Annotated in this window: 15 protein-coding genes, 1 other RNA gene and 1 pseudogene; 7 read left to right on the plus strand and 10 right to left on the minus strand. The window is 43.4% G+C overall.

Features of this window, described 5'->3' with window-relative positions:
* Positions 1 to 111: 111 nt before the first annotated feature.
* On the plus strand, positions 112 to 1,116 hold the full coding sequence (locus QL898_RS02800; RefSeq protein ID WP_179798759.1) for an NAD(+) kinase: 1,005 nt from the start codon (positions 112 to 114) through the stop codon (positions 1,114 to 1,116).
* A gap of 55 nt (positions 1,117 to 1,171) precedes the next feature.
* Positions 1,172 to 1,483, plus strand: coding sequence for a DUF1315 family protein (locus QL898_RS02805; RefSeq protein WP_057759241.1), 312 nt, complete (start codon positions 1,172 to 1,174; stop codon positions 1,481 to 1,483).
* 126 nt (positions 1,484 to 1,609) lie between these two features.
* Here QL898_RS02805 and QL898_RS02810 read toward each other — a convergent pair whose 3' ends face one another.
* The 5 genes and pseudogenes from QL898_RS02810 to QL898_RS02830 all read right to left on the minus strand — a co-directional run bounded on the left by QL898_RS02810 (position 1,610) and on the right by QL898_RS02830 (position 8,977).
* The gene (locus QL898_RS02810; RefSeq protein WP_057759243.1) at positions 1,610 to 1,984 is read right to left on the minus strand and encodes a HopJ type III effector protein; all 375 of its coding nucleotides are present in this window, start codon (positions 1,982 to 1,984) and stop codon (positions 1,610 to 1,612) included.
* 179 nt (positions 1,985 to 2,163) lie between these two features.
* Positions 2,164 to 2,331, minus strand: a pseudogene (gene csrA, locus QL898_RS02815) (carbon storage regulator CsrA); the annotation flags it as partial.
* 423 nt (positions 2,332 to 2,754) lie between these two features.
* On the minus strand, positions 2,755 to 4,041 hold the full coding sequence (locus tag QL898_RS02820; RefSeq protein ID WP_057759246.1) for an aspartate kinase: 1,287 nt from the start codon (positions 4,039 to 4,041) through the stop codon (positions 2,755 to 2,757).
* A 357-nt stretch (positions 4,042 to 4,398) separates the two neighbouring features.
* Positions 4,399 to 7,071, minus strand: a complete 2,673-nt coding sequence (alaS, locus tag QL898_RS02825; protein ID WP_290175731.1) for an alanine--tRNA ligase — start codon at positions 7,069 to 7,071, stop codon at positions 4,399 to 4,401.
* A gap of 154 nt (positions 7,072 to 7,225) precedes the next feature.
* Positions 7,226 to 8,977, minus strand: a complete 1,752-nt coding sequence (locus tag QL898_RS02830; RefSeq protein WP_290175732.1) for a DUF389 domain-containing protein — start codon at positions 8,975 to 8,977, stop codon at positions 7,226 to 7,228.
* A gap of 276 nt (positions 8,978 to 9,253) precedes the next feature.
* Between QL898_RS02830 and QL898_RS02835 the strand changes: the two genes are divergently transcribed.
* Complete coding sequence (locus QL898_RS02835; protein ID WP_290175733.1) at positions 9,254 to 9,466, plus strand: hypothetical protein; 213 nt, start codon at positions 9,254 to 9,256, stop codon at positions 9,464 to 9,466.
* Between the two features lie 155 nt (positions 9,467 to 9,621).
* On the opposite strand, the gene QL898_RS02840 is transcribed toward QL898_RS02835, so the two are convergent.
* Complete coding sequence (locus QL898_RS02840; RefSeq protein ID WP_201548015.1) at positions 9,622 to 11,025, minus strand: L,D-transpeptidase family protein; 1,404 nt, start codon at positions 11,023 to 11,025, stop codon at positions 9,622 to 9,624.
* Between the two features lie 340 nt (positions 11,026 to 11,365).
* On the opposite strand from QL898_RS02840, the gene prmB reads away from it, so the two are divergent.
* Complete coding sequence (prmB, locus tag QL898_RS02845; RefSeq protein ID WP_290175734.1) at positions 11,366 to 12,538, plus strand: 50S ribosomal protein L3 N(5)-glutamine methyltransferase; 1,173 nt, start codon at positions 11,366 to 11,368, stop codon at positions 12,536 to 12,538.
* 145 nt (positions 12,539 to 12,683) lie between these two features.
* The gene (aroC, locus tag QL898_RS02850) at positions 12,684 to 13,787 is read left to right on the plus strand and encodes a chorismate synthase (protein WP_134292406.1); all 1,104 of its coding nucleotides are present in this window, start codon (positions 12,684 to 12,686) and stop codon (positions 13,785 to 13,787) included.
* A 134-nt stretch (positions 13,788 to 13,921) separates the two neighbouring features.
* Here the strand turns inward: aroC and QL898_RS02855 are convergent, their stop codons facing one another.
* From QL898_RS02855 to QL898_RS02870, 4 genes are all read right to left on the minus strand, one after another.
* Positions 13,922 to 14,122, minus strand: a complete 201-nt coding sequence (locus tag QL898_RS02855; RefSeq protein ID WP_238069135.1) for a hypothetical protein — start codon at positions 14,120 to 14,122, stop codon at positions 13,922 to 13,924.
* Positions 14,123 to 14,357: 235 nt separating this feature from the next.
* Positions 14,358 to 16,154, minus strand: a complete 1,797-nt coding sequence (creC, locus tag QL898_RS02860) for a two-component system sensor histidine kinase CreC (RefSeq protein ID WP_290175735.1) — start codon at positions 16,152 to 16,154, stop codon at positions 14,358 to 14,360.
* Between the two features lie 16 nt (positions 16,155 to 16,170).
* Positions 16,171 to 16,950, minus strand: a complete 780-nt coding sequence (locus QL898_RS02865) for a response regulator (protein WP_290175736.1) — start codon at positions 16,948 to 16,950, stop codon at positions 16,171 to 16,173.
* 231 nt (positions 16,951 to 17,181) lie between these two features.
* Positions 17,182 to 18,540 (minus strand): glycerophosphodiester phosphodiesterase family protein, encoded by a 1,359-nt coding sequence (locus QL898_RS02870; RefSeq protein ID WP_290175737.1) that lies wholly within the window; start codon positions 18,538 to 18,540, stop codon positions 17,182 to 17,184.
* A gap of 444 nt (positions 18,541 to 18,984) precedes the next feature.
* On the opposite strand from QL898_RS02870, the gene QL898_RS02875 reads away from it, so the two are divergent.
* Both QL898_RS02875 and ssrA read left to right on the plus strand, forming a co-directional pair.
* Positions 18,985 to 19,656: a dienelactone hydrolase family protein gene (locus QL898_RS02875; protein WP_238053169.1), complete on the plus strand. Its 672-nt coding sequence runs from the start codon at positions 18,985 to 18,987 to the stop codon at positions 19,654 to 19,656.
* An 85-nt stretch (positions 19,657 to 19,741) separates the two neighbouring features.
* Positions 19,742 to 20,100, plus strand: a transfer-messenger RNA (tmRNA) gene (ssrA, locus tag QL898_RS02880).
* The last annotated feature ends 108 nt before the right edge of the window (positions 20,101 to 20,208 follow it).

Consider the following 20,208-nt stretch of genomic DNA (forward strand, 5'->3'; position numbering starts at 1 on the left):
TATATGGGGTCAGTTACGACAGTTAACAACGATAATTAATAAACATGCTAGTCTAAGCGCGCATTTATCGCTATCATTACCTTGTACTTCACCGTTATACCGAGTCGTTTTATGGAAAACTCAGCGCAGTCAGCAAGATTGCCACACTTACATGAATCAGAGCTATTCCACGCTATTAAAAACCCCGCCTTTAGGCGTATTGGTCTAATGGGCCGTGCTGGTAAACGTAGTGTCACTCAAAGCTTGGTACAGATTGCCCAAACCGTCAATGATATGAATTTGACCTTGATAATGGACGTACAAACGGCCAATTTACCAACGCTTGACCTCACAGACATAGAAAGAGTCAAAATCGTCAAACGTGGTTTGATTGGTGAGATTTGTGATTTGGTTATTGTGGTTGGCGGTGATGGTTCGATATTACATGCTGCTGAAGCGCTAGCACGCTACCGTGTACCTGTATTAGGGGTTAACCGTGGTCGTTTAGGGTTCTTAGCAGATGTAAAACCTGATGAAGCTGCGTTTAAGTTACGCCAAGTATTGATGGGAGACTATCAACTGGATCATCGGTTTTTATTGACGATGGAGATACGAGAAGGTCGCAAAATCATCCATGAAGACATGGCCCTGAACGACATCGTACTGCATGCTGGTAAATCCGTACATATGATTGATTTTCAGATGAAAATTGATGGTCACGACGTATATAGACAGCATAGTGATGGCTTGATAGCGGCAACGCCGACAGGCTCTACTGCTTATGCTTTATCAGGTGGCGGTCCAATCATTCATCCGAGTATGGACGCTATTTGTCTGGTGCCGATGCATCCCCATACATTATCTAGCAGACCGATTGTGGTCAGTGGTAATAGTGAGGTCTGTATTCGTATCCACGAAGACAATCGTACTCAGCCGATGGTGAGTGCAGATGGTAAGCCGAGTGTGCCACTTGAGCAAGAGCAGCGCCTACATATTCGTAAGCATCCTGATAAGCTTACCTTGTTACACCCACCTGGGTTTGACTTTTATGAGGCCTGTCGTACAAAGCTGCACTGGAACGTACATGCCGAAGAATTCAGTCTTGATGTCGATGATGATATTATAGACGATGAATAAGCGTATCTATTAGACTAATATATGATGCAAAAAATGGTAGTGGAGAGTAGGTAAGATGGATAAACAAACAATACTAGCAAGTCTAACGCCCGAAGTGGTCGATAAATTTCGTATGGCGATTGAGCTAGGTAAATGGCCTGACGGTCGTAAGATTACCGCTGAGCAGCGTGAGACTTGTATGCAAGCTGTGATGGTATGGGAGCATGAGCACCTACCGCCAGCCGAGCGTACAGGTTATATTCATAAACCCGTAAAAGATGATGGTTCTGTCGTTGGTGCTGAATGTGACGTCGAGCACGAGCATCACTACCCTAATATGCCAAATCCTAAAGGCGCGGTACAGCCTGTTAAGTTTCGTGATAAATAGATTTATAAATAAGTTGTAATAGTTGTTATAAAAACACTCATCATAAAAAAGCCACGCTATATAGCGTGGCTTTTTTTACTTTATCAATGATCAAATCATCAGAAATAGCTTAATCACTATAAACGATTAAATGGCAGTCGTATCGACACTAGGACGAACCGTTAACGGGTTCTTTTGCATCAAAAATCCTTGCCAGCCCCAATGTAAAAAATTGCGGATATTGGCATGATCGGTACCGTTAGGTGTTGCTTGAACCTTGGCATAATGTTCGCCAAATAGTTTAAGCGTGTCCAATTGGTTCAGGCCATGGTGCTTAGCAAAACCAAAAATCTTTGCGCTACCTTCGTTCTCACCGGCTGCATTATGTACCATCCCATTTACAAAAGGGGCAGGCGCATAGCGATAAAAATCATCGATAAAGCTGATGACATCATTGAATCCAATGGCTTTTTTGTTCAAACCATTAAGTAATGCCGATACATCTGATTGGCGGATACTCATAAATAAATGACCTCAGAGCAGATTAAAAAAACAATATAATATTTATGTGTGCTCAATGATGATAGTAGCCGTTGAGCGTTCAGCATTATAATTTAGCTAGCTTAGCGATTAAAGTAGTCTTCGTCATCAAACGAAGGCGAAAAGTTGCCTTGTTCAAGATGCTGCATTTGCGACTGTACAGAACGCTCATGCTGAATACGTTGATAAATCTCTTCGCGGTGTACTGCAATATCTTTAGGTGCGTTTACACCGATACGTACTTGATTGCCTTTGACGCCTAGAACCGTCACACTTACTTCGTCGCCAATCATTAGCGTTTCGCCCACGCGGCGTGTCAAAATTAACATGCGTCACACTCCTTATGTCGCATCAACAAATTATTACTCATCAGATTACTTCTCAATTGCAGAACATTACCGCAGCACCAAACACGCGATATAACCATTATCACGATGCCAGATATCGTGCCAATAGCGGTAATGATAGGTAGATTCATTTAGCCCAAATGAAAGCCCCATTATAGGCGGCATAACAGATACTGTCACGGTTTTTCACAAAACTATTAGGTAAATGCTCATTTCAACTACGCTAAAAAATAAAAATAGGACCTAAAAAGATCCTATTTTATTTAAGTACTGTATTTATTTGGATACTATTAATTCAAACGCTATTAATTTAAATGCTGTTTATCTACATACTTTATAAAGTAATTAATAGCAGTTAATAGATAACCATCAATGCTAATGCTATATTTTAACAGTTTTTGTGTCTTATAGCCCAGCGATTTTGCTTTCGCCGTCTTCACGATCTAGGCCAAATGCCGTGTGCAATGACTTAACGGCTTTTTCTAGGTGTTGATCTTGAATCAGAACTGACACTTTGATTTCGCTGGTTGAAATCATTTGAATATTGATGTTGTTTTCAGCTAGCGTTTGGAACATAAGGCTAGCGACACCTGCGTGTGAACGCATGCCGACACCAACCAATGACACTTTAACAACTTCACTGTTGCCCAATATTTCTTTGGCACCAATTTCATCTTTCACTTCTTCGTTAAGCACTTTTAGCGTCTTATCTAAATCAGTGCGGTTGACCGTGAAAGTAAAATCAGTAGTACCGTTATCCGAAAGATTTTGTACAATCATATCGATTTCGATATTGGCACGACCAATTGGGCTTAAGATAGCAGAGGCGATACCAGGATGGTCAGGCACGCCGCGTACCAAGATTTTTGCTTCGTCTCTGTTGAACGCGATACCTGAGATGATTGCCTGTTCCATATTGTCTCCTTCGTCTATCGTAATTAGGGTACCCACGTTGTCTTGAAATTCTTGGTCAAAGCTACCGTCTGTGTTTTCATCAAAGCTAGAAAGTACACGCAGCGGCACGCCGTATTTACCAGCGAATTCTACTGAGCGAATCTGTAGAATCTTAGAGCCAAGACTGGCCATTTCGAGCATTTCTTCAAATGTAATTTTTTCAAGCTTTTTGGCTTTTGAGGTTACACGAGGGTCAGTGGTATAAACACCATCGACATCGGTATAAATTTGACACTCGTCAGCGCCCAAGGCCGCGGCAATCGCCACACCTGTGGTATCAGAACCGCCGCGTCCTAATGTGGTCGCGTTACCTTCTTCGTCGATACCTTGGAAACCTGCCACAATAACGATATTGCCAGCATCTAATTGCTCACGTATGTTTTTATCATCGATGCTTTCGATACGGGCTTTGTTATGGGCATTGTCGGTTTTAATCGCGACTTGGCGACCAGTCATTGAACGCGCACCAATACCAAGCTCTTTAATCGCCATAGCGAGTAGCGAGATAGAAACCTGTTCACCTGTTGAGACCATTTGATCGTATTCGCGAGGATCAGGCTGTGTGCTAATTTGGCGAGCTAGATCAATCAAACGGTTGGTTTCGCCGCTCATGGCTGAGACCACGACGACCACTTGATGACCATTGTCATGCCAGCGTTTGACTCGTTTGGCGACGTTTTTGATGCGGTCGATACTGCCCATCGAGGTGCCGCCGTATTTCTGTACTATTAACGCCATAAAAATCTACCTATTTATTCAATAATGACTTTTTATTGTCATTGATGAGAGTCAATGTGATACTCGCCAATGCTTGTATAAATAAAGCCAGATGATAAGAGTTATGCCTTTAGGTTTTTCATTCTTCTAATGGTATATATCAACCTTATGGAATGAACAATATGCCCAAACGTTGACCTTTATACCATATCTACCGCATAACTTTAAGCCTCAGGAGCGCTTAGATGTATGGCGATTGGTTATAGTAGTTATAACCAATCATGTATTTTATGCGTAGTAGAGTAAAGCTATGCGATAAATATAAGGTACATTGTGATGCGTTATACCAATATATTCACTAGCTTAATATTCGCTAGTTTAGCTAAGCTGGGTTTCAATCCAAGCAGGTAGAGCGCTGATAATCGATGTACTGTTGCTAGACTTCGGTGCGCCTCCTTGTGCGTAGTCAGGCTTACCTCCACCTTTACCACCAAGCTCACCTGCCAAATGACGAATAATATCACCAGCTTTCACTTTAGCAGTGATAGATTTTGCGACGCTCGCTGCGAGTGCTAACTGGTCATCTTTATCACCAATCAATACAATCACACTATCAGGCAGTTTTGATTTGATATCGTCCATCAGTGTACGGATAGATTTACCATCGATACCACTTAAGGTGCTGATAAGAACTGGCGTACCTGCGATCGTTTGTACATCATCAAGCAAATTAGCTGCTTGAGCACTGGCTATTTTTTGTTGCAAACGTTCTAGTTGTTTTTCTAGGTCACGCTGCTTATCAGCCATCGTACGGACACGCTGCGCCACTTCAGGACGTTTTACTTTCAGCTGACTTGCCAATTCGCTCAGTTGTTGCTCGCTTTGCTGAATGTTTTTGACCGCATTCATGCCAGTGACAGCTTCAACTCGGCGGATACCAGCCGCAATACCAGACTCACTGGTGATTTTTAGCACACCGATATCGCCCGTACGCTGTACATGTAAGCCACCACATAGCTCGATAGAGAAAGGCTTGCGCTGACCATCAACGATACGATCTGTACCCATGGTTAGGACTCGAACGTCACTGCCATACTTTTCACCAAACAGTGCCATAGCGCCTTGGTTCATCGCTTCGTCAATCGACATGTGCTCGATACGGGCAGGGGTATTGGCTTGAATTTGCTCATTAACGAGACGTTCGACACGCATGATTTCAGCGGCGCTAACAGGCTTATCATAAGCAAAGTCAAAACGTAGTACTTCGCTTGAGACTAATGAGCCTTTTTGTGTGACCGCGTCGCCTAGCACTTCTCTTAATGCTGCATGCAATAGGTGAGTGGCCGAGTGATTTTTGGCGCTGGCTGCACGAATGCTAGACAGTACTTGCGCTCCAGCGGTTTGCTTAGTACTGATATCGCCCATGGTCACGACACCATAATGGATAATCGCCTGACCAGATTTTTTGGTATCTTGTACTTCAAAGACGCCCGATGCTGTACGGATTTCACCAAGCTCACCAACTTGACCACCACCTTCAGCATAAAATGGGGTGCGATCTAATACCACAACGCCTTCCATGCCTTCCGTTAAGCTATCTGCTGGATTGCCGTCTTGATAAAGGGCATCAATCGTCACGCCGTCTTCTTCGAGCTGCTCATAACCGATAAAGGTCGTTGGGGTCTCGACTTGAATGACACTGCTGTAATCGACGTCAAACTTGCCAGCATCACGCGCACGCTCACGTTGTGCCTGCATATGCTCATCAAATTCGGCTTCATCAATAGCAATACCACGCTCACGAGTGATATCGGCGGTCAAATCAAGTGGGAAACCATAGGTATCATAAAGCTTAAATGCCGCTTCACCAGATAGCGTATCGCCATCTTGTAAGCCTTCAAGTTCGCTGGCAAGTAAACGTAAGCCTTGGGCCAATGTTTTAGCAAACTGTGCTTCTTCTTTTTGAATAGCACTTTCGATGACGCTTTGTTTGTCCTTTAGCTCAGGATAGGCACTGCCCATTTCAGCCACAAGCGGCGCTACCATCTTATAGAAAAACTCACTATCAGCGCCCAGTTTGTTGCCATGACGTACCGCGCGACGAATGACACGGCGCAATACATAGCCGCGACCTTCATTACTTGGCGTGACGCCATCAGCAATCAAAAATGCTACCGCACGAATATGGTCAGCGATGACTTTCAATGATGATTGTTGCTCATTATTGATTTTTAGTATCTCAGCTGCTGCGTCCATCAAATGAACAAATAAATCGATCTCGTAGTTGCCATGAACGCCTTGCATAATGGCACTAATACGCTCAAGCCCCATGCCTGTATCGACGCTAGGTGCAGGGAGTGGTAATAGCGTGCCGTCTTTTTGACGATTGAACTGCATGAATACGCAGTTCCAAATCTCAATATAGCGATCGCCGTCTTCTTCTGGCGTACCTGGCAAGCCGCCTTCGATATCGGCGCCGTGGTCATAAAAGACCTCGGTACAAGGGCCACAAGGACCCGTGTCACCCATTGTCCAAAAGTTATCAGAAGCGTAAGGAGCACCTTTGTTATCACCAATACGAATGATGCGCTCACTCGGGATGCCGATGTTTTTATTCCAAATCTCAAAGGCTTCGTCATCAGTTTCATAGATAGTCACATAGAGACGATTTTTATCAATCGCTAGCCACTTATCTGAGGTCAAAAACTCCCAAATGTACTCGATGCCTGCTTGCTTGAAATAATCACCAAACGAGAAATTGCCAAGCATTTCAAAGAAAGTATGATGACGGGCAGTATAGCCGACATTATCCAAATCATTATGTTTGCCGCCAGCACGTACGCACTTTTGAGAGGTTACCGCACGTGTATAGTCACGTGGTTCCATACCCAAAAAGGTCTCTTTAAACTGATTCATACCGGCATTGGTAAATAGCAATGTCGGATCATTGTGTGGAATCAAGCTAGACGATGAAACTTGGGTGTGCTGCTTGCTTATGAAAAAATCGATAAAGGCTTGGCGAATATCGGCTGAGCGAAATGGCTGGCTCACAGCGGCTCCTTACTGACGGATAGAATTGAGTAAATGACATAAAATAATTTTGCAAGCGATTTTAGCACAAACGCCCAAGCTCTTGGTACAAGAGTTATAACTACTAGGTTATTATACGTGTGCTAGTCATTGCCTAATTTGTAGAGTATACATACTAGTTGGTCAAAATTGCCGCATCCGTTTCATCCAATTTGTCTTGCGTCGTTGGATTGGACTCGATTACTTGTACAGGCAGATAACGTAGTTGAAGCTTGATTGGCAAGTACTCTGGGAAATTCTCTGCCATATCATTAGTAATAAGCGTTTCAATCTGGCGAACATCGTATGAACTCGGCAAAGTCTCTCCACGTACGATTGCTCGCACCACTTGGTTCTCTTCTGAGGTATCAAACTGTGTATTGGTTAATACATTGCCTTGATCGATAAAGTAGTTGTTGATAGCTTCTTTGACACTACTCTCAAATACTTGCTGCTTAGCATTAGTCTGTAGATTGATGGTCAAGTAAGCACCTAGGCCACCAAGTAGTAATAAAGTCACCGCGTTACGCTGCAAAAAAGTCAGATAGGTATTTGATTTATAATCGTCATCGACTAAACGACGGAAGCCTAATACCCATAATACAAGCGCATTAGTAAACTGGATAGCAAGAATGTTGGTCGCTGCCAACAACAGCGCACCAAGCCCAAGCTGCATCTCGCCATTAGCGAGTAAGATACCACTAGCTGCCAGTGGTGGTACCAAGGCTGTGGCAACCGCAACGCCAACAACAGCAACCGAGAGATGCGGAGATACCATCGCATAAGCACCAGCAGTACCACCTGCTAAGGCAATCATTAAATCCATGGAAGTAGGCTGGGTACGTGATAGGATTTCTGCCGTTAGCGGTTGGTCCTTATGTAGCCAACCAACGATAAAGCCGACCAATACCACCAATGAGACACCGATAATGACGGTAAAGAGCGACTTACGTAGCAGCGGCATACGGTGATCGATAATTGCTAGCGCTATACCCGTGATAGGGCCTAGCATCATCGCAACTAACATCGCTCCGATGACTACGGCCGCTGAATTGGTCACTAGCCCATAACTGGCAATGATGGCAGACAAAATATTCATGATGAAGTACATCTTGCTAGGCAGCGCGTTCGCCTCAATCCTAACCCGTACTTCTGGGTAATCTACCTTTTGATTGCTGAATTGCTCGGCGACAAACTGCTTATAAGACTCAAGTTTGGCTTCTTTTTCCTCTTGAACCTCATCTTCGTCATTTTCACCTTGAGACTTTTGAGCGTCGCTATCTTCTACATCAGTTTCTTTACTTTGGCTTTTATCTTCTGAGTCACTATTTTGATGATCATTATTGCGACTAGATGCATTTCTGATCTTTTGTTGATTTGCTGTTTTGTTATCTGATGATTGTGCTGCGATGTTTGTGCCATCAGCAGGGTCATCGGCATAGTTGTCTTCTGCTTCTACCGTTACCTCCGCGTCACTATCGTCTCGAGCACCTTTTCCTGTTGTTTCAGCCGTATCCGACTGGAAGAAATCGGACTTTTCTTTCGCTTCTATAGTTTCTGACTCTGCAATCTCAGACGCTTCAGTATTTGATTGTGACTCAGGTTCTGTCGATTCCAATGTTGCTACGACCACATCGTCACTGATGGTTTCCATCGTTATCTCAGCGTCAGGCGGCTGCGCACATTCAGTGTCTACTTCGGAGTCTATTTCGCCATCTGTATCAGTCGATTGCTTGTGTTGATTGTCTTCGCTTTCATCATTGTCTACAGCGGCATCATCAACTACTGGATCAATTGTCGCGTCTTGATTGTGAGAGGCGTCAGTAGTGTTTGGTGAATCGTTTTGATCCACTGAGTTAGACGCAGTATTTTTTTCAGATGAGGACATAGCAGATAGCGTTCTTAGTAGATAAAGAAAGTCATTATTGTAATGATAAATAGATAAAGATATAGGGGATTCTTGAAAATTATAAAAAAAAGTTGAGCAACGATGGGAGTAAGAACGGATGTTTCTTATGATTCAGCCTAAAACCTTAATAATAGCATGGTTTTTATTCAAAAGTCATTCGATATAGATGCTACAAGGGTTCACGGTAAATACTTACTTTTTTTGTGGAATTAAGGTTAAATGTATTATATCCACAATAAAGATAAGGAATAACTTATGAACTGGCCATTATTTTCTGTCATCTACTCAATGACAGCCACTGTGACTATCGGACTTTTTATGATTGGTGCTCTCATTACAGGGTTCGATGAGATACTTCATATTCAAATAGCGGTTGGATTGGGTGTTTTGGCTTCGATACCTGCAGGGTTATTCTTTACCAAAAAAATTGGCAGTATTACTGGGAATGAGGAAAGCTATAAGACATAAAGTCAAACAGTCAAACATAAAGACAAGCAGTGTTATCGATGTGAGGTGGAACCGCCTATCAGCAAACAAAAAAAGACCTCAAGATTGAGGTCTTTTTTGTCATCGTTAGAATTATTTGCTAACTAGCATCGAAGCTACATTTAATAAGGTTCTATTTATTGAAGTTCGACAACTGCGCCATTTTCGATATTGGCATAAACTTCTAACACATCCCAGTTGGTCAAACGAACACAACCTGCTGAGCCTTGACGACTGATACCTTCAGGTACTGGTGAGCCATGTAAACCGTAAGAAGGCTTAGATAATCCCATCCAAACGACACCGACTGGGTTGTTTGGTCCTGGTGCTATCATATGAACTTTCTTTTGAGCGCCTTCACCGACGGTTGATTTATACCAAGGCATTTTTACTTTATTGATAATTTTGAACGTGCCTTTTGGAGACGGTGTGGCATCGCTACCAACGGTCGTCGGATAAGTAGCAACCAATTTGTCACCATTATAGGCATACAACGTTTTGTCGGCTTTGTTGGCGACAACGCGATTGATACGTTGGTTCAGCTTGTCACGAGTATTTAGCACTGTGATAGTCTCGCCAACAGCGTACTTTTTATTTTTATTGAGTTTGTCTAAGTAACGTACATCCATATGGAAACGTTCACCTAGCATCTCTTTAATATCTTGATAATAAAGACCTTTCATTTTTGACTTCGCTTCTGAACCAGAAGGGGTAGTCGCAAAATTGGTATTGATATCGTCTGCGGTCAACGTATAAGTGACCAATACAGGTTTGTTCGCAGGGATATTTTTAACCAAAGCATCCCAAGTTTTTTGGTCCATTTTACCAGTCGCTGGCAAGCCTTTCATGGTTTGGAAGTTAACAAGGGCTTTTTTGCTATTCATACCCCAACCGCCATCAATAGGACCAGGAGAAGCATGATTCCAATCGAGCAGCGCTTGTATTTTGATCGTCATCGCTGAATTGACTTTCATATTAGGTGACCAGACAGCACCGTTCACTTGCTTAGCATAGTTCGATAAGTTCAGCGTTGTATGCTTCTTACCATCTTTATCTTCGATATTTTTGATGGTTGGATCATCACTGAAATCTTGACGCTTCTCACTCTCTGGTAACTCAAAAGCGAGTGGATCAGACGAGTCGATAGATGATAGGTCGCTAGGCGCCGCAACGGCTTGACCTTCACTAATGTCATCGTTACGGTCAGCTTGCTCATCTTTACGCGTCAGTTCTGCTGCACTCATATTGTCAGCAGCTGGGGCTGGCACGTTTTGGTTGGCTTCTTGCTTATTATTGATAAGCTGGTTCATGCTGTCGACTGGTTTCGCTTTCTCTGTATTTAACTGTACAGTAGCAGCGCCATCTGAGCGACTACGATTCTCTTGCACATTAAGGCTAACCTTTTTGGCAAGACCTGGCATAGCGTCAGCCGTGCGTACTGGCAATGTGCGAGTACTATCAGCAGGTGCAGCAAGTGCGGCTACACTAGCACTTACAGCTGCGATAGATATGGCAGTAATAATTGGCTTTATTTTCATCATATTGAGTCACTTGTGGTTGCTACTAATGCGGCTATTATGCGCATAATTTGATTGCATCGCAAACTTTTGACACATCTTTTTGCATTTAAGACTTGCCAAACGTCAACTGCTGACGTATTCGCTACAGTTGGGTAATAATTTAACCAAGGTGTGTATGGCGTCGTGCTCGATTCTTACGCAAACTGTTCATTATTCGCACTATTTTTTGTGCAAGTAAAAATGACAGTTATTGGCGCTACTAGAGGTTTACGTCTATAATGTATGACTGAATTTTATTTAATATAACGATTTTTAGCAAAAAGCAATTTAACCCGCTAGCAGTTAATCCACAAGGTGCGATATGTCAGAAGACCAAACAATGAGTGCAGAAGAGTTTCAAAACCAATACTTCAACGATGAGTCTGAAGGCTTAGACGGTGAGATGGAGTATGATTTAGAGACTGGACTTCTTGGTGAGCACGATGAATTTGCTAACTTACATGCAGAGCTGAATGAAGCACGCGAGCAGCTGGTGAGTATTCGCGACTTTATTCGTTTTTCCGTCACTCAATTGCGTAACTATGATGTGGTTGTCGCACAAGGCACGACCGATGAGTTTGCAGAAGCCTCAGCCATCGTATTGCATTCGTTGTCTTTAGATTGGTCAGCCAATGAGCAAATTTTAGACTGCCGTTTGACCACGTCAGAGAAGCAGGCAGTACTCGGATTATTAGAAGAGCGTATTGCTGAACGTAAGCCGCTGAGCTATCTGATTAACTTGTCTTACTTCTGTGATTTGCCTTTTTATGTTGATGAGCGTGTTCTTATCCCTCGTTCACCGATTGCAGAGTTGATTCGTCAGCAGTTCCATCCGTACTTTGAAGTTACTGAATTGGCCAAACCGCTGGGTGTCAGTCCGAACGAAAAGTCAGCGGTATTTTATGATCATGGCTTAGATGTGAAGCAATTGTCGCAGCCTGAGCGTATCTTGGACTTGTGTACTGGCTCTGGCTGTATCGCAATCGCGCTTGCTACTCGTTTCGTTGATGCGTTGGTCGATGCTGTTGATATCGATAAAGGCGCATTAGAAGTAGCAATGGTCAATGTCGATCATCATGACCTTGGTCATCAAGTAAACGTAATCGAGTCTGATTTGTTTGCCAAGATACCTGCTGAGAACCAGTATGAGCTTATCGTCACCAATCCGCCGTACGTGGACGCCGCTATCATGGCGGATTTGCCGCCTGAGTTCTTATATGAGCCTGAGCATGCACTAGCAGCGGGTCAAGATGGCTTAGATTTGGTACATCGTATCTTATTTGAAGCGCCAGATTACCTTAGCCCAGATGGTTTACTGATCTGTGAGGTAGGTGACAGCGAATGGGCACTAAAACAAGCCTATCCTGAAATCCAGTTTGATTGGTTGAAGTTTGCACATGGCGGGCATGGTGTCTTTGCGATTACCTATGATGAGCTAGTCTCAAACCGTCAATTGTTTGCCTCTTATGTTCAGCTATTAGATAGCCTTCAGTAGATAAATATTAGCTTGAATGGGCCTCGGCTACACTAGCCGAAACTATAAGCAACAACTACAATCACTCATTATAAGCAACACAAGCAATAACCATGAGTGATTGGTCAAATAGTCATCAGTAGCGTTTACTTGTTTAAGGACAGTTATGGCAGGCAATAGTATTGGGCAGGTTTTTACGGTCACCACTTGCGGTGAGTCACATGGCGCAGGCCTTATGGCCATCGTTGATGGCGTACCACCAGGTTTAGCATTATCTGCAGACGACCTACAAGTTGATTTGGATCGTCGCAAACCAGGTACGTCTAAGTATTCAACCCAGCGCCGTGAGTCTGATGAAGTTGAGATTATCTCTGGCGTATTTGAAGGCAGAACCACAGGTACGTCTATCGGTTTATTGATTCGCAATACCAATCAAAAATCTAAAGACTATAGCGATATCAAAGATACTTTCCGTCCTGGACACGCTGACTATACTTATAGTATGAAATATGGCTTCCGTGACTATCGCGGTGGCGGTCGCTCGTCAGCGCGTGAGACGGCTATGCGAGTGGCTGCTGGTGCTATCGCCAAGAAATACTTGCAAGAACGTCTGGGCGTACAAATCCGTGGTCACGTTACCCAAATCGGCAATGAGCATAGTAATGTCCTAGATCCGAGCCAAATTGATTGGGAGTTTGTAAATAGCAATCCGTTCTTTTGTGCAGACAAAGAAGCGATTGGCCGTTTTGAAACCTTGATCGATAATTTGCGCCGTGAAGGCACTAGCTGTGGCGCGCGCCTTGATATCATTGCGAGCGGTGTGCCAGTAGGCTTAGGTGAGCCAGTATTTGATCGTTTAGATGCCGATATCGCTCATGCGATGATGAGTATCAATGCGGTCAAAGGCGTCGAGATTGGCGATGGGATGGCGGTGGCAGGTCAATTCGGACATAGCGCTCGTGATGAGCTGACGCCAGATGGGTTTGCAGCCAACCATGCTGGTGGTGTTTTGGGCGGTATCTCATCAGGCCAAGATATCCGTGTGAGTATTGCTTTAAAACCAACGTCTAGCATTACCACTGCTGGCAAGAGTATTAACACTCAAGGTGAAGCAGTCGATATGCTGACTAAGGGTCGTCATGATCCTTGCGTTGGTGTGCGTGCTACGCCTATTGCCGAAGCGATGCTAGCGATTGTAGTGCTTGATCATTATCTGCGTCACCGTGGTCAAAACGCGGATGTGAAGCCGCCAGTACAATCGATTACTTAGTATTTTTGTCGTAGAGTAATCAGCCCTTTGTTGTTTCCAGTAGTTTAATACTAGAAATGATAAAGGGCTTTTTTACATTCTAATAAAATACAGGTATTACCTAAATACAATTAATGTGTTGAGCGAGCAAAGTATCAGGCTGCCAGTTGATACTCATCAATAGCCACGCACTGCTGATGTCTAAATACCAATAATAACCGCTGACTAGGAATCGCTAGCCAATGACCAAACTCAATACTATCGACGCCTTGGCTCGTTAATGTTTGTGTACAATGATGACGGCTAAGGCCGATTAGGTTATTGATAATAGGGTTATCCGTTAATTGATGTGACATAGATTTTCTACTCCTCATTTACTTTACGAGTTTGAAGGTTCAACAGAACCTAGTGCTATCGTAAAACAAAGAAGTAGAAATCCTGTGTAGTCATGATGGAAAGTTGATGAACTATTATATAGTCATTCCACTATAAAAGTATTACAGCGTTAACCTCGCTTGAAGTAACACATATACATCTGCACTCGGTTGCCTTGTACTACTCTTAAATTGAATCGACTATAAGTTATTATTCTCAAGCTAAGGGCAGAGTGATACTAACCATCACACCAGAACGCTGGTTTTTACCAGTATCAGTTTTATCAGCTCTAGCTTCATCAGTGCCAGCTTTATTATCGTTGGCATGAACATTATTAATGGCTACCTGACCACCATGATGTTCAATCACTTGCTTTACTAAGGTGAGTCCAAGGCCCGTGCCTTTCTTGAGCATATTACTACTATGGTCATTTTGCCTCGGCTCAGTCGTAGAATCTGCCGACTCTGTATATAGATTATTGCTGTCTGTGCGATTCGTTGTTTGAGCTGAGGGTTGGCTTTGATGAGACAAGCTAAAGTAACGCTCAAATGCTTTGGCTATAGCATATTCAGGTAGCAGCTTTCCATCATTGAATATATCGATAGTGACGGTGCGAGCAGTGCTGTGCAGTGAAATATCAACAGTACGCTTGGCGAAGTGTATCGCATTATCAAGCACATTTTGCAGTACCTGTATTAACCAAAACTGGTCAGCATATACACTGGTCGATGCCAATATTTCTGCTGGCAAGTTTGCAGTATTGGTCACATTCTTATTATCAATATGTATATCGATAGGGTATAGATTCTGCTGTTGCTGCTTGGCTGTATTATCTTTGATCAAACTTTGCAAAAGCGGTAATAGGGGAGTCAATTGTCGGTTGAGTTTAAAGGTAGGCTGTTCTACTTTAGCCAGCAACAGTAGGCGGTCGATGAGTTGTTGCATTTTTACGCTTTGCTCACCAACCGTCTCAATGAGCATCTGCCGATCTTCATTATCTAGTTTATTGCCATCTAATCCATCATCCTCTAACAGCTCGCTACTGGCACGTATGGCGGTCAAAGGGCTTTTTAGCTCGTGGGTCAAAGTATGGACATAATCAGTCACATAAGCACGATTTTCGAGTCGATGCTTCATGGTCTCGATAGTATCTGTCAGGCTATTTAATTCATGACCCAGATAAAAATAGGGCTTTTTGGTGTCTTCTGCCAATGCACTGGTATATTGAGTCACCAAGGTAATACTTTGCTTGAGCCACCATGCGATGAGACCCGCTAAAATGAGGGCAGCAATGCTGATGAATAGCACTGTGATCAGCATGCGGTTACGTGTATCGTCCAAATAAGGTAGCACGCTGGCGACAGGTTTGCCGACGCTGACCACGCCGATAATATCGCCAGACATATTCTTTATTGGCTGTGCGACATACATGACCGAACCATCACGCTGCTGGCCATCCCGCAGCGTACTTCTTGCACCGTATTGACCTCTTAATGTGAGATAGACATCATTCCAGCGCCCATAATTTTGCCCTTCATTATTGTCAGGTTTGGGTAGCGAGTCATAAATGACCCTGCCGCTGCTGTCTGTTACATATACCCGAAAGCTACTATAGCTTTTGGTTTGATAGACGGGACCTAAATTATCGTTAATCGCTGGTATGCCCACAAAGGCTGCATCAAGTTGCGCTTGATAAGCCTCATCGTATAGTTGTCCTGTAGATAATGGTATCTGGAGACTGGCTGCGAGTAACTTACTGGTGTCTAGAAGCGTGTCTTCGATGACTTGCTGCGCGGTTGGCTTGACGTAGCCAAACAACTGAGTAAATACAACCACGCCGCAAATGATGAGTACCAAAGAGACTGCAAGCCAAATCCTAAAAAAGATACTTAAATTGAGTAGTCGTTTACGTTTAGGTGCTTGCTGCACAGTGCCAATGGGGTGCAATTTGGCATACCAATTGTTTTGGTCGTTATGAATGTCATTTTCAGCATTATTGGCATTATGATTCATCAGTTAGCAGCCATTGTTAAGCTGGACATAAGGCGTAACCCAGTCCTCGATGCGTATGAATGACTTCAATACTCGTATCAACGGTCGCAAGTTGCTTACGAATTGACTTGATATGGCTGTCTATCGTGCGTGCTAGGCGATGATCAGGATAGTCGCTTATTGCGTTAAGCAGCTGCTCACGGCTAAAGACTTGATGCGGTGCTTGTAATAAGGTGAGTAAAATTTTGCGCTCAGTATTACTAAGCTCCAGCTTTTGCTCTTGCCACGTTAATGAATAGTTGAGCGGTTGATAATGCCAAACGCCGGATTGGTTCTCAAACGTTAATGCTTGTCCTGATAGATTGTTTGACGAAGTATTATCAGTACTGTCATCTGAATTTGTAGTATGAGAGCTTGACTGTTGAATTAGCTGTTCACGTCGCCAAATGGCTTTTAAACGAGCGACCAACTCACGTGGACTAAAGGGTTTGGCGCAGTAATCATCGCCGCCCATCTCTAATCCCAAAATCCGATCGACCTCATCGCTACGCGCGGTCAAAAACACGATAGGTAAGTCTTTTAAGGCGTCGATATCAGGCGTATGACGTATTTGCTGACATAGGCTCAAGCCGTCACCGTCTGGCAGACCGACATCCATAATAATCGCCGATAGATCTTGTGCTTCATGACTATGCAGCATCGGCAGCACGCTACTGGCGTTATCCAACCAAGTTATCTGCCAGCCCTCACGTTTACAAGTCACTTTGAGTGACATGGCAATCGCAGGATCATCTTCTACCAGTAAAATATGGGTCATAGTCTCTACATCGTCTTATAATCTTAGTAAATTATCGTAGCACAAAACAGCAGACTGCTCTTGTTGCCACGGGTTAAATGGTGTGAAAAGTTAATGGAAAAGTAGGGTGCTCAGTAGATAGTATGCGATGTAATTATTTTAATGCATTTAAAAAAAGGCCAGCTCAATAAATAAGCTGGCCTTGGTAACGAAGATTAAGCATGGTTGTTTATTAATAGACTAAGCGAAAACTTACTTAAGACCTTTGCAATTGGCATAGTAGCTCACTGTAGCGGGCCAATCTGAAAAAATGCCTTGGACACCGACATCTTGCGCTAGTACGTCAATATAATTCATCATATCACCGTCATTGTTGATAGCATCACCAAGACCGCTATAGTACCAATCGCCACCATCCGTTAATGGCCCTGAACGCTCTATCGACCAAGTAATGATTTTTAGACCATTGGCTTTGGCTTGTTTTGCGTATTCTGATGGTTGCATATTTCCCTTACCATCAGTAGTGACTAGCAACCAAAGTGCTGGAGCGATGGTGTTTATGCCACGTGCTTTGATATCAGCCAATGAGTGCTTCCATGTGGCTGCGTCATTTTTATCAAATGTTTTATTCTTAGCGGTCTCATTGCTGTCATCAATAAGATAGACGGCATTAGCACCATAAGCTGGCTCGTTTTTGATCCAGTAATCCAGATCTTCTATATTAAATGACTGGGCAAATACATCGCTTGCAGGTACATTCGCTGCCTTATAAGTATCTATCAGCTGTTGGCGGTAATTGTTCAAACGATAGCCGTTAAACGGCATGGTCACTGCAGGTGCCTTTAGCTCAGGCGTGTGCTTCATACCTAGTTGACGTGCCAACGCGATATGCTCCTTTAGAGTTAACACTTTGCCGTTTTGCGAGTATAAGTCCGTTCGCCAAGGCGCAGTTGCATTCATATATTCACTAATACTGGTTGCTTTTTTATTGGCAGCATCCATCTTACCCGTCAAGGTTTTAAACTGAGCCGCACTGATATCTGAGGTGCGGCATTCGATACTGTCGGCATTGGTAAGTTTGCCTGTAGGGTCCAATATGGGCGGTACAGTGCATTGGTTTGCTAGCGGCGTGGTTAGAATATTAGTAGTGGTGTGTAAATCATTTTGGGCATGACGACAGACAAGCTCACCGTCATTGGTAAAAGCGACATCACATTCCAAGATGCCAGCACCCATTTGTGCTGACGCCACGTAGCTATCATAAGTATGTTCAGGGAGCTGTAATGGCGCACCTCGATGTGCAATAGAGAAGTCTGTCTTACTTGGCAGTTGCCCCCTGCATGCCTGTAGCTCTTCTTTTAGTGGTCCTTCGTCCATATCGTTTATCAGATAAAACGGACGCACTCCATAGGTATATGCGACAGGTGAGGACAATTGTGGTTGCGCTGTCGATAAAGGGGCTTTTGATGTGAGCATTGAGCGGCTATCGGTAGTGCAGCCTACTATCAATAATGAGCTGATCAGCGTTAAAGGTAAGGCGATATTAATCTTATTAACCTTAGCCAGCGTCTGCTTACTCAGCTCAAGCGCTGATTTATTAGAAATTGTCATGTAAAATGTTCCTGCAAAATTATAAAAAATCCCATCGGCCAGATTGATAGGAATTGAAAAATTAACGTTTGACTATTGGTTGCTACTTGCCAAAAGAAGCTAAGGGTCGTGCATTCTTGTAAGAGCTTAGTTTGGTAAGAGCTTAGTCTTGTAAGAACTTAGTATTAATGCGGATACAATTGTAGGCACATGTACTAAAGAATAGACAGCTGACAGTATTTAAGCTTGATAGTTTTAAGCTTGATAGTACTGAGCTTATCGGTCGTAAAGTCATACGTGTCTTCTTATACTGTTCACATTTTCGCTACTGTCCGTTTGGTACCTCACTATTGACCATACTCTCAAACTAACAGATGATATTGACCATATAATGACACACACATTATCTTGGCAAAAAATATAGAAATGCTTAAGGCATCTCTCACTACATTATTAAGGATAACTATGAGTAACTATTTAGACGCCGTCGTCGTTGAGCACAATCCCTCTCAAAAAAAGATAGATCGCGCGGTGATTTGGCTACACGGCTTAGGTGCTAGCGGTCATGATTTTGAGCCAGTTGTACCGCAGCTTGGGTTGGCTGATGATATGGCAGTACGTTTTATCTTCCCACATGCACCTAAACGCCCAGTCACAGTAAATGGCGGCATGGTGATGCCAGCATGGTACGACATCATAGAGATGAGTCTAGAGCGTAAAGTAGATGTGGCTCAGATTCAAGAGTCTGCTCAGCAGATACAAGATTTGATTAGTCGTGAGATAGAACGCGGCGTGTTACCAGAGCATATCGTTATCGCAGGGTTTTCGCAGGGCGGGGCAGTTGCGTACCATGTGGCACTTGGCTATCCAAAACGTTTGGCTGGCTTGATGACGCTCTCTACCTACTTAGCAACCAATGACAATATTGAGTATAGTGCTGCCAATAAAGATATGCCGATTTTGATTGAGCATGGTTCTCATGATCCAGTTGTGCCTGTCATCCTAGGTGAGCAAGCCCAGCAGTTATTGTCGGCAAAGGACTATAATGTGTCTTACAATACGTATCCGATGGCACATCAAGTCTGTATGCCGCAGATTCAAAATATCGGCAAATGGTTAAACACTGTTTTAGCATAGCCCATTAAGCTGTAACGTAATGTAATGCAGGCTACTTATAGGTTGAAACCTAACCGATATCTCCTATATAATAGCCAGTCTTATTGGGGATGTTCTGGCTTCGACGCTGGTGATGAAACTCAATGATGCATGTCGAGAGTGTATGTCCTCTCGTTAATCAAACATATATTGTTATAGTCGCAAACGACGAAACTTACGCTCTAGCAGCTTAAACCCTGCTTACTTAGTTGCTGATCACCTACAGTTGGTTAACTAAGTTGAAGCGTCCGCATGTAGGCTCGCCACAAGTGATTGTCTCAATTGCTTGGGTTCAAAAGTAGAGAATCGTCCAATCCATCCTGACTGTCGGATCGGTGCGGATTAAAACTAAAGACAGAAACTAAACATGTAGATTCATGAGCGTAATGCTGGCGGACGCGGGTTCAACTCCCGCCATCTCCACCAAACATTAAAAATCCGATCACTTAGGTGGTCGGATTTTTTTTGTCTAAATTTTACGGTTAATTAAAAAAACAGTGTTACCCATGAACTTTTAATGAGAAAATAAAAACT

Origin of the sequence: Psychrobacter sp. APC 3279, assembly GCF_030407795.1 — a bacterium.
Lineage (GTDB): Bacteria > Pseudomonadota > Gammaproteobacteria > Pseudomonadales > Moraxellaceae > Psychrobacter.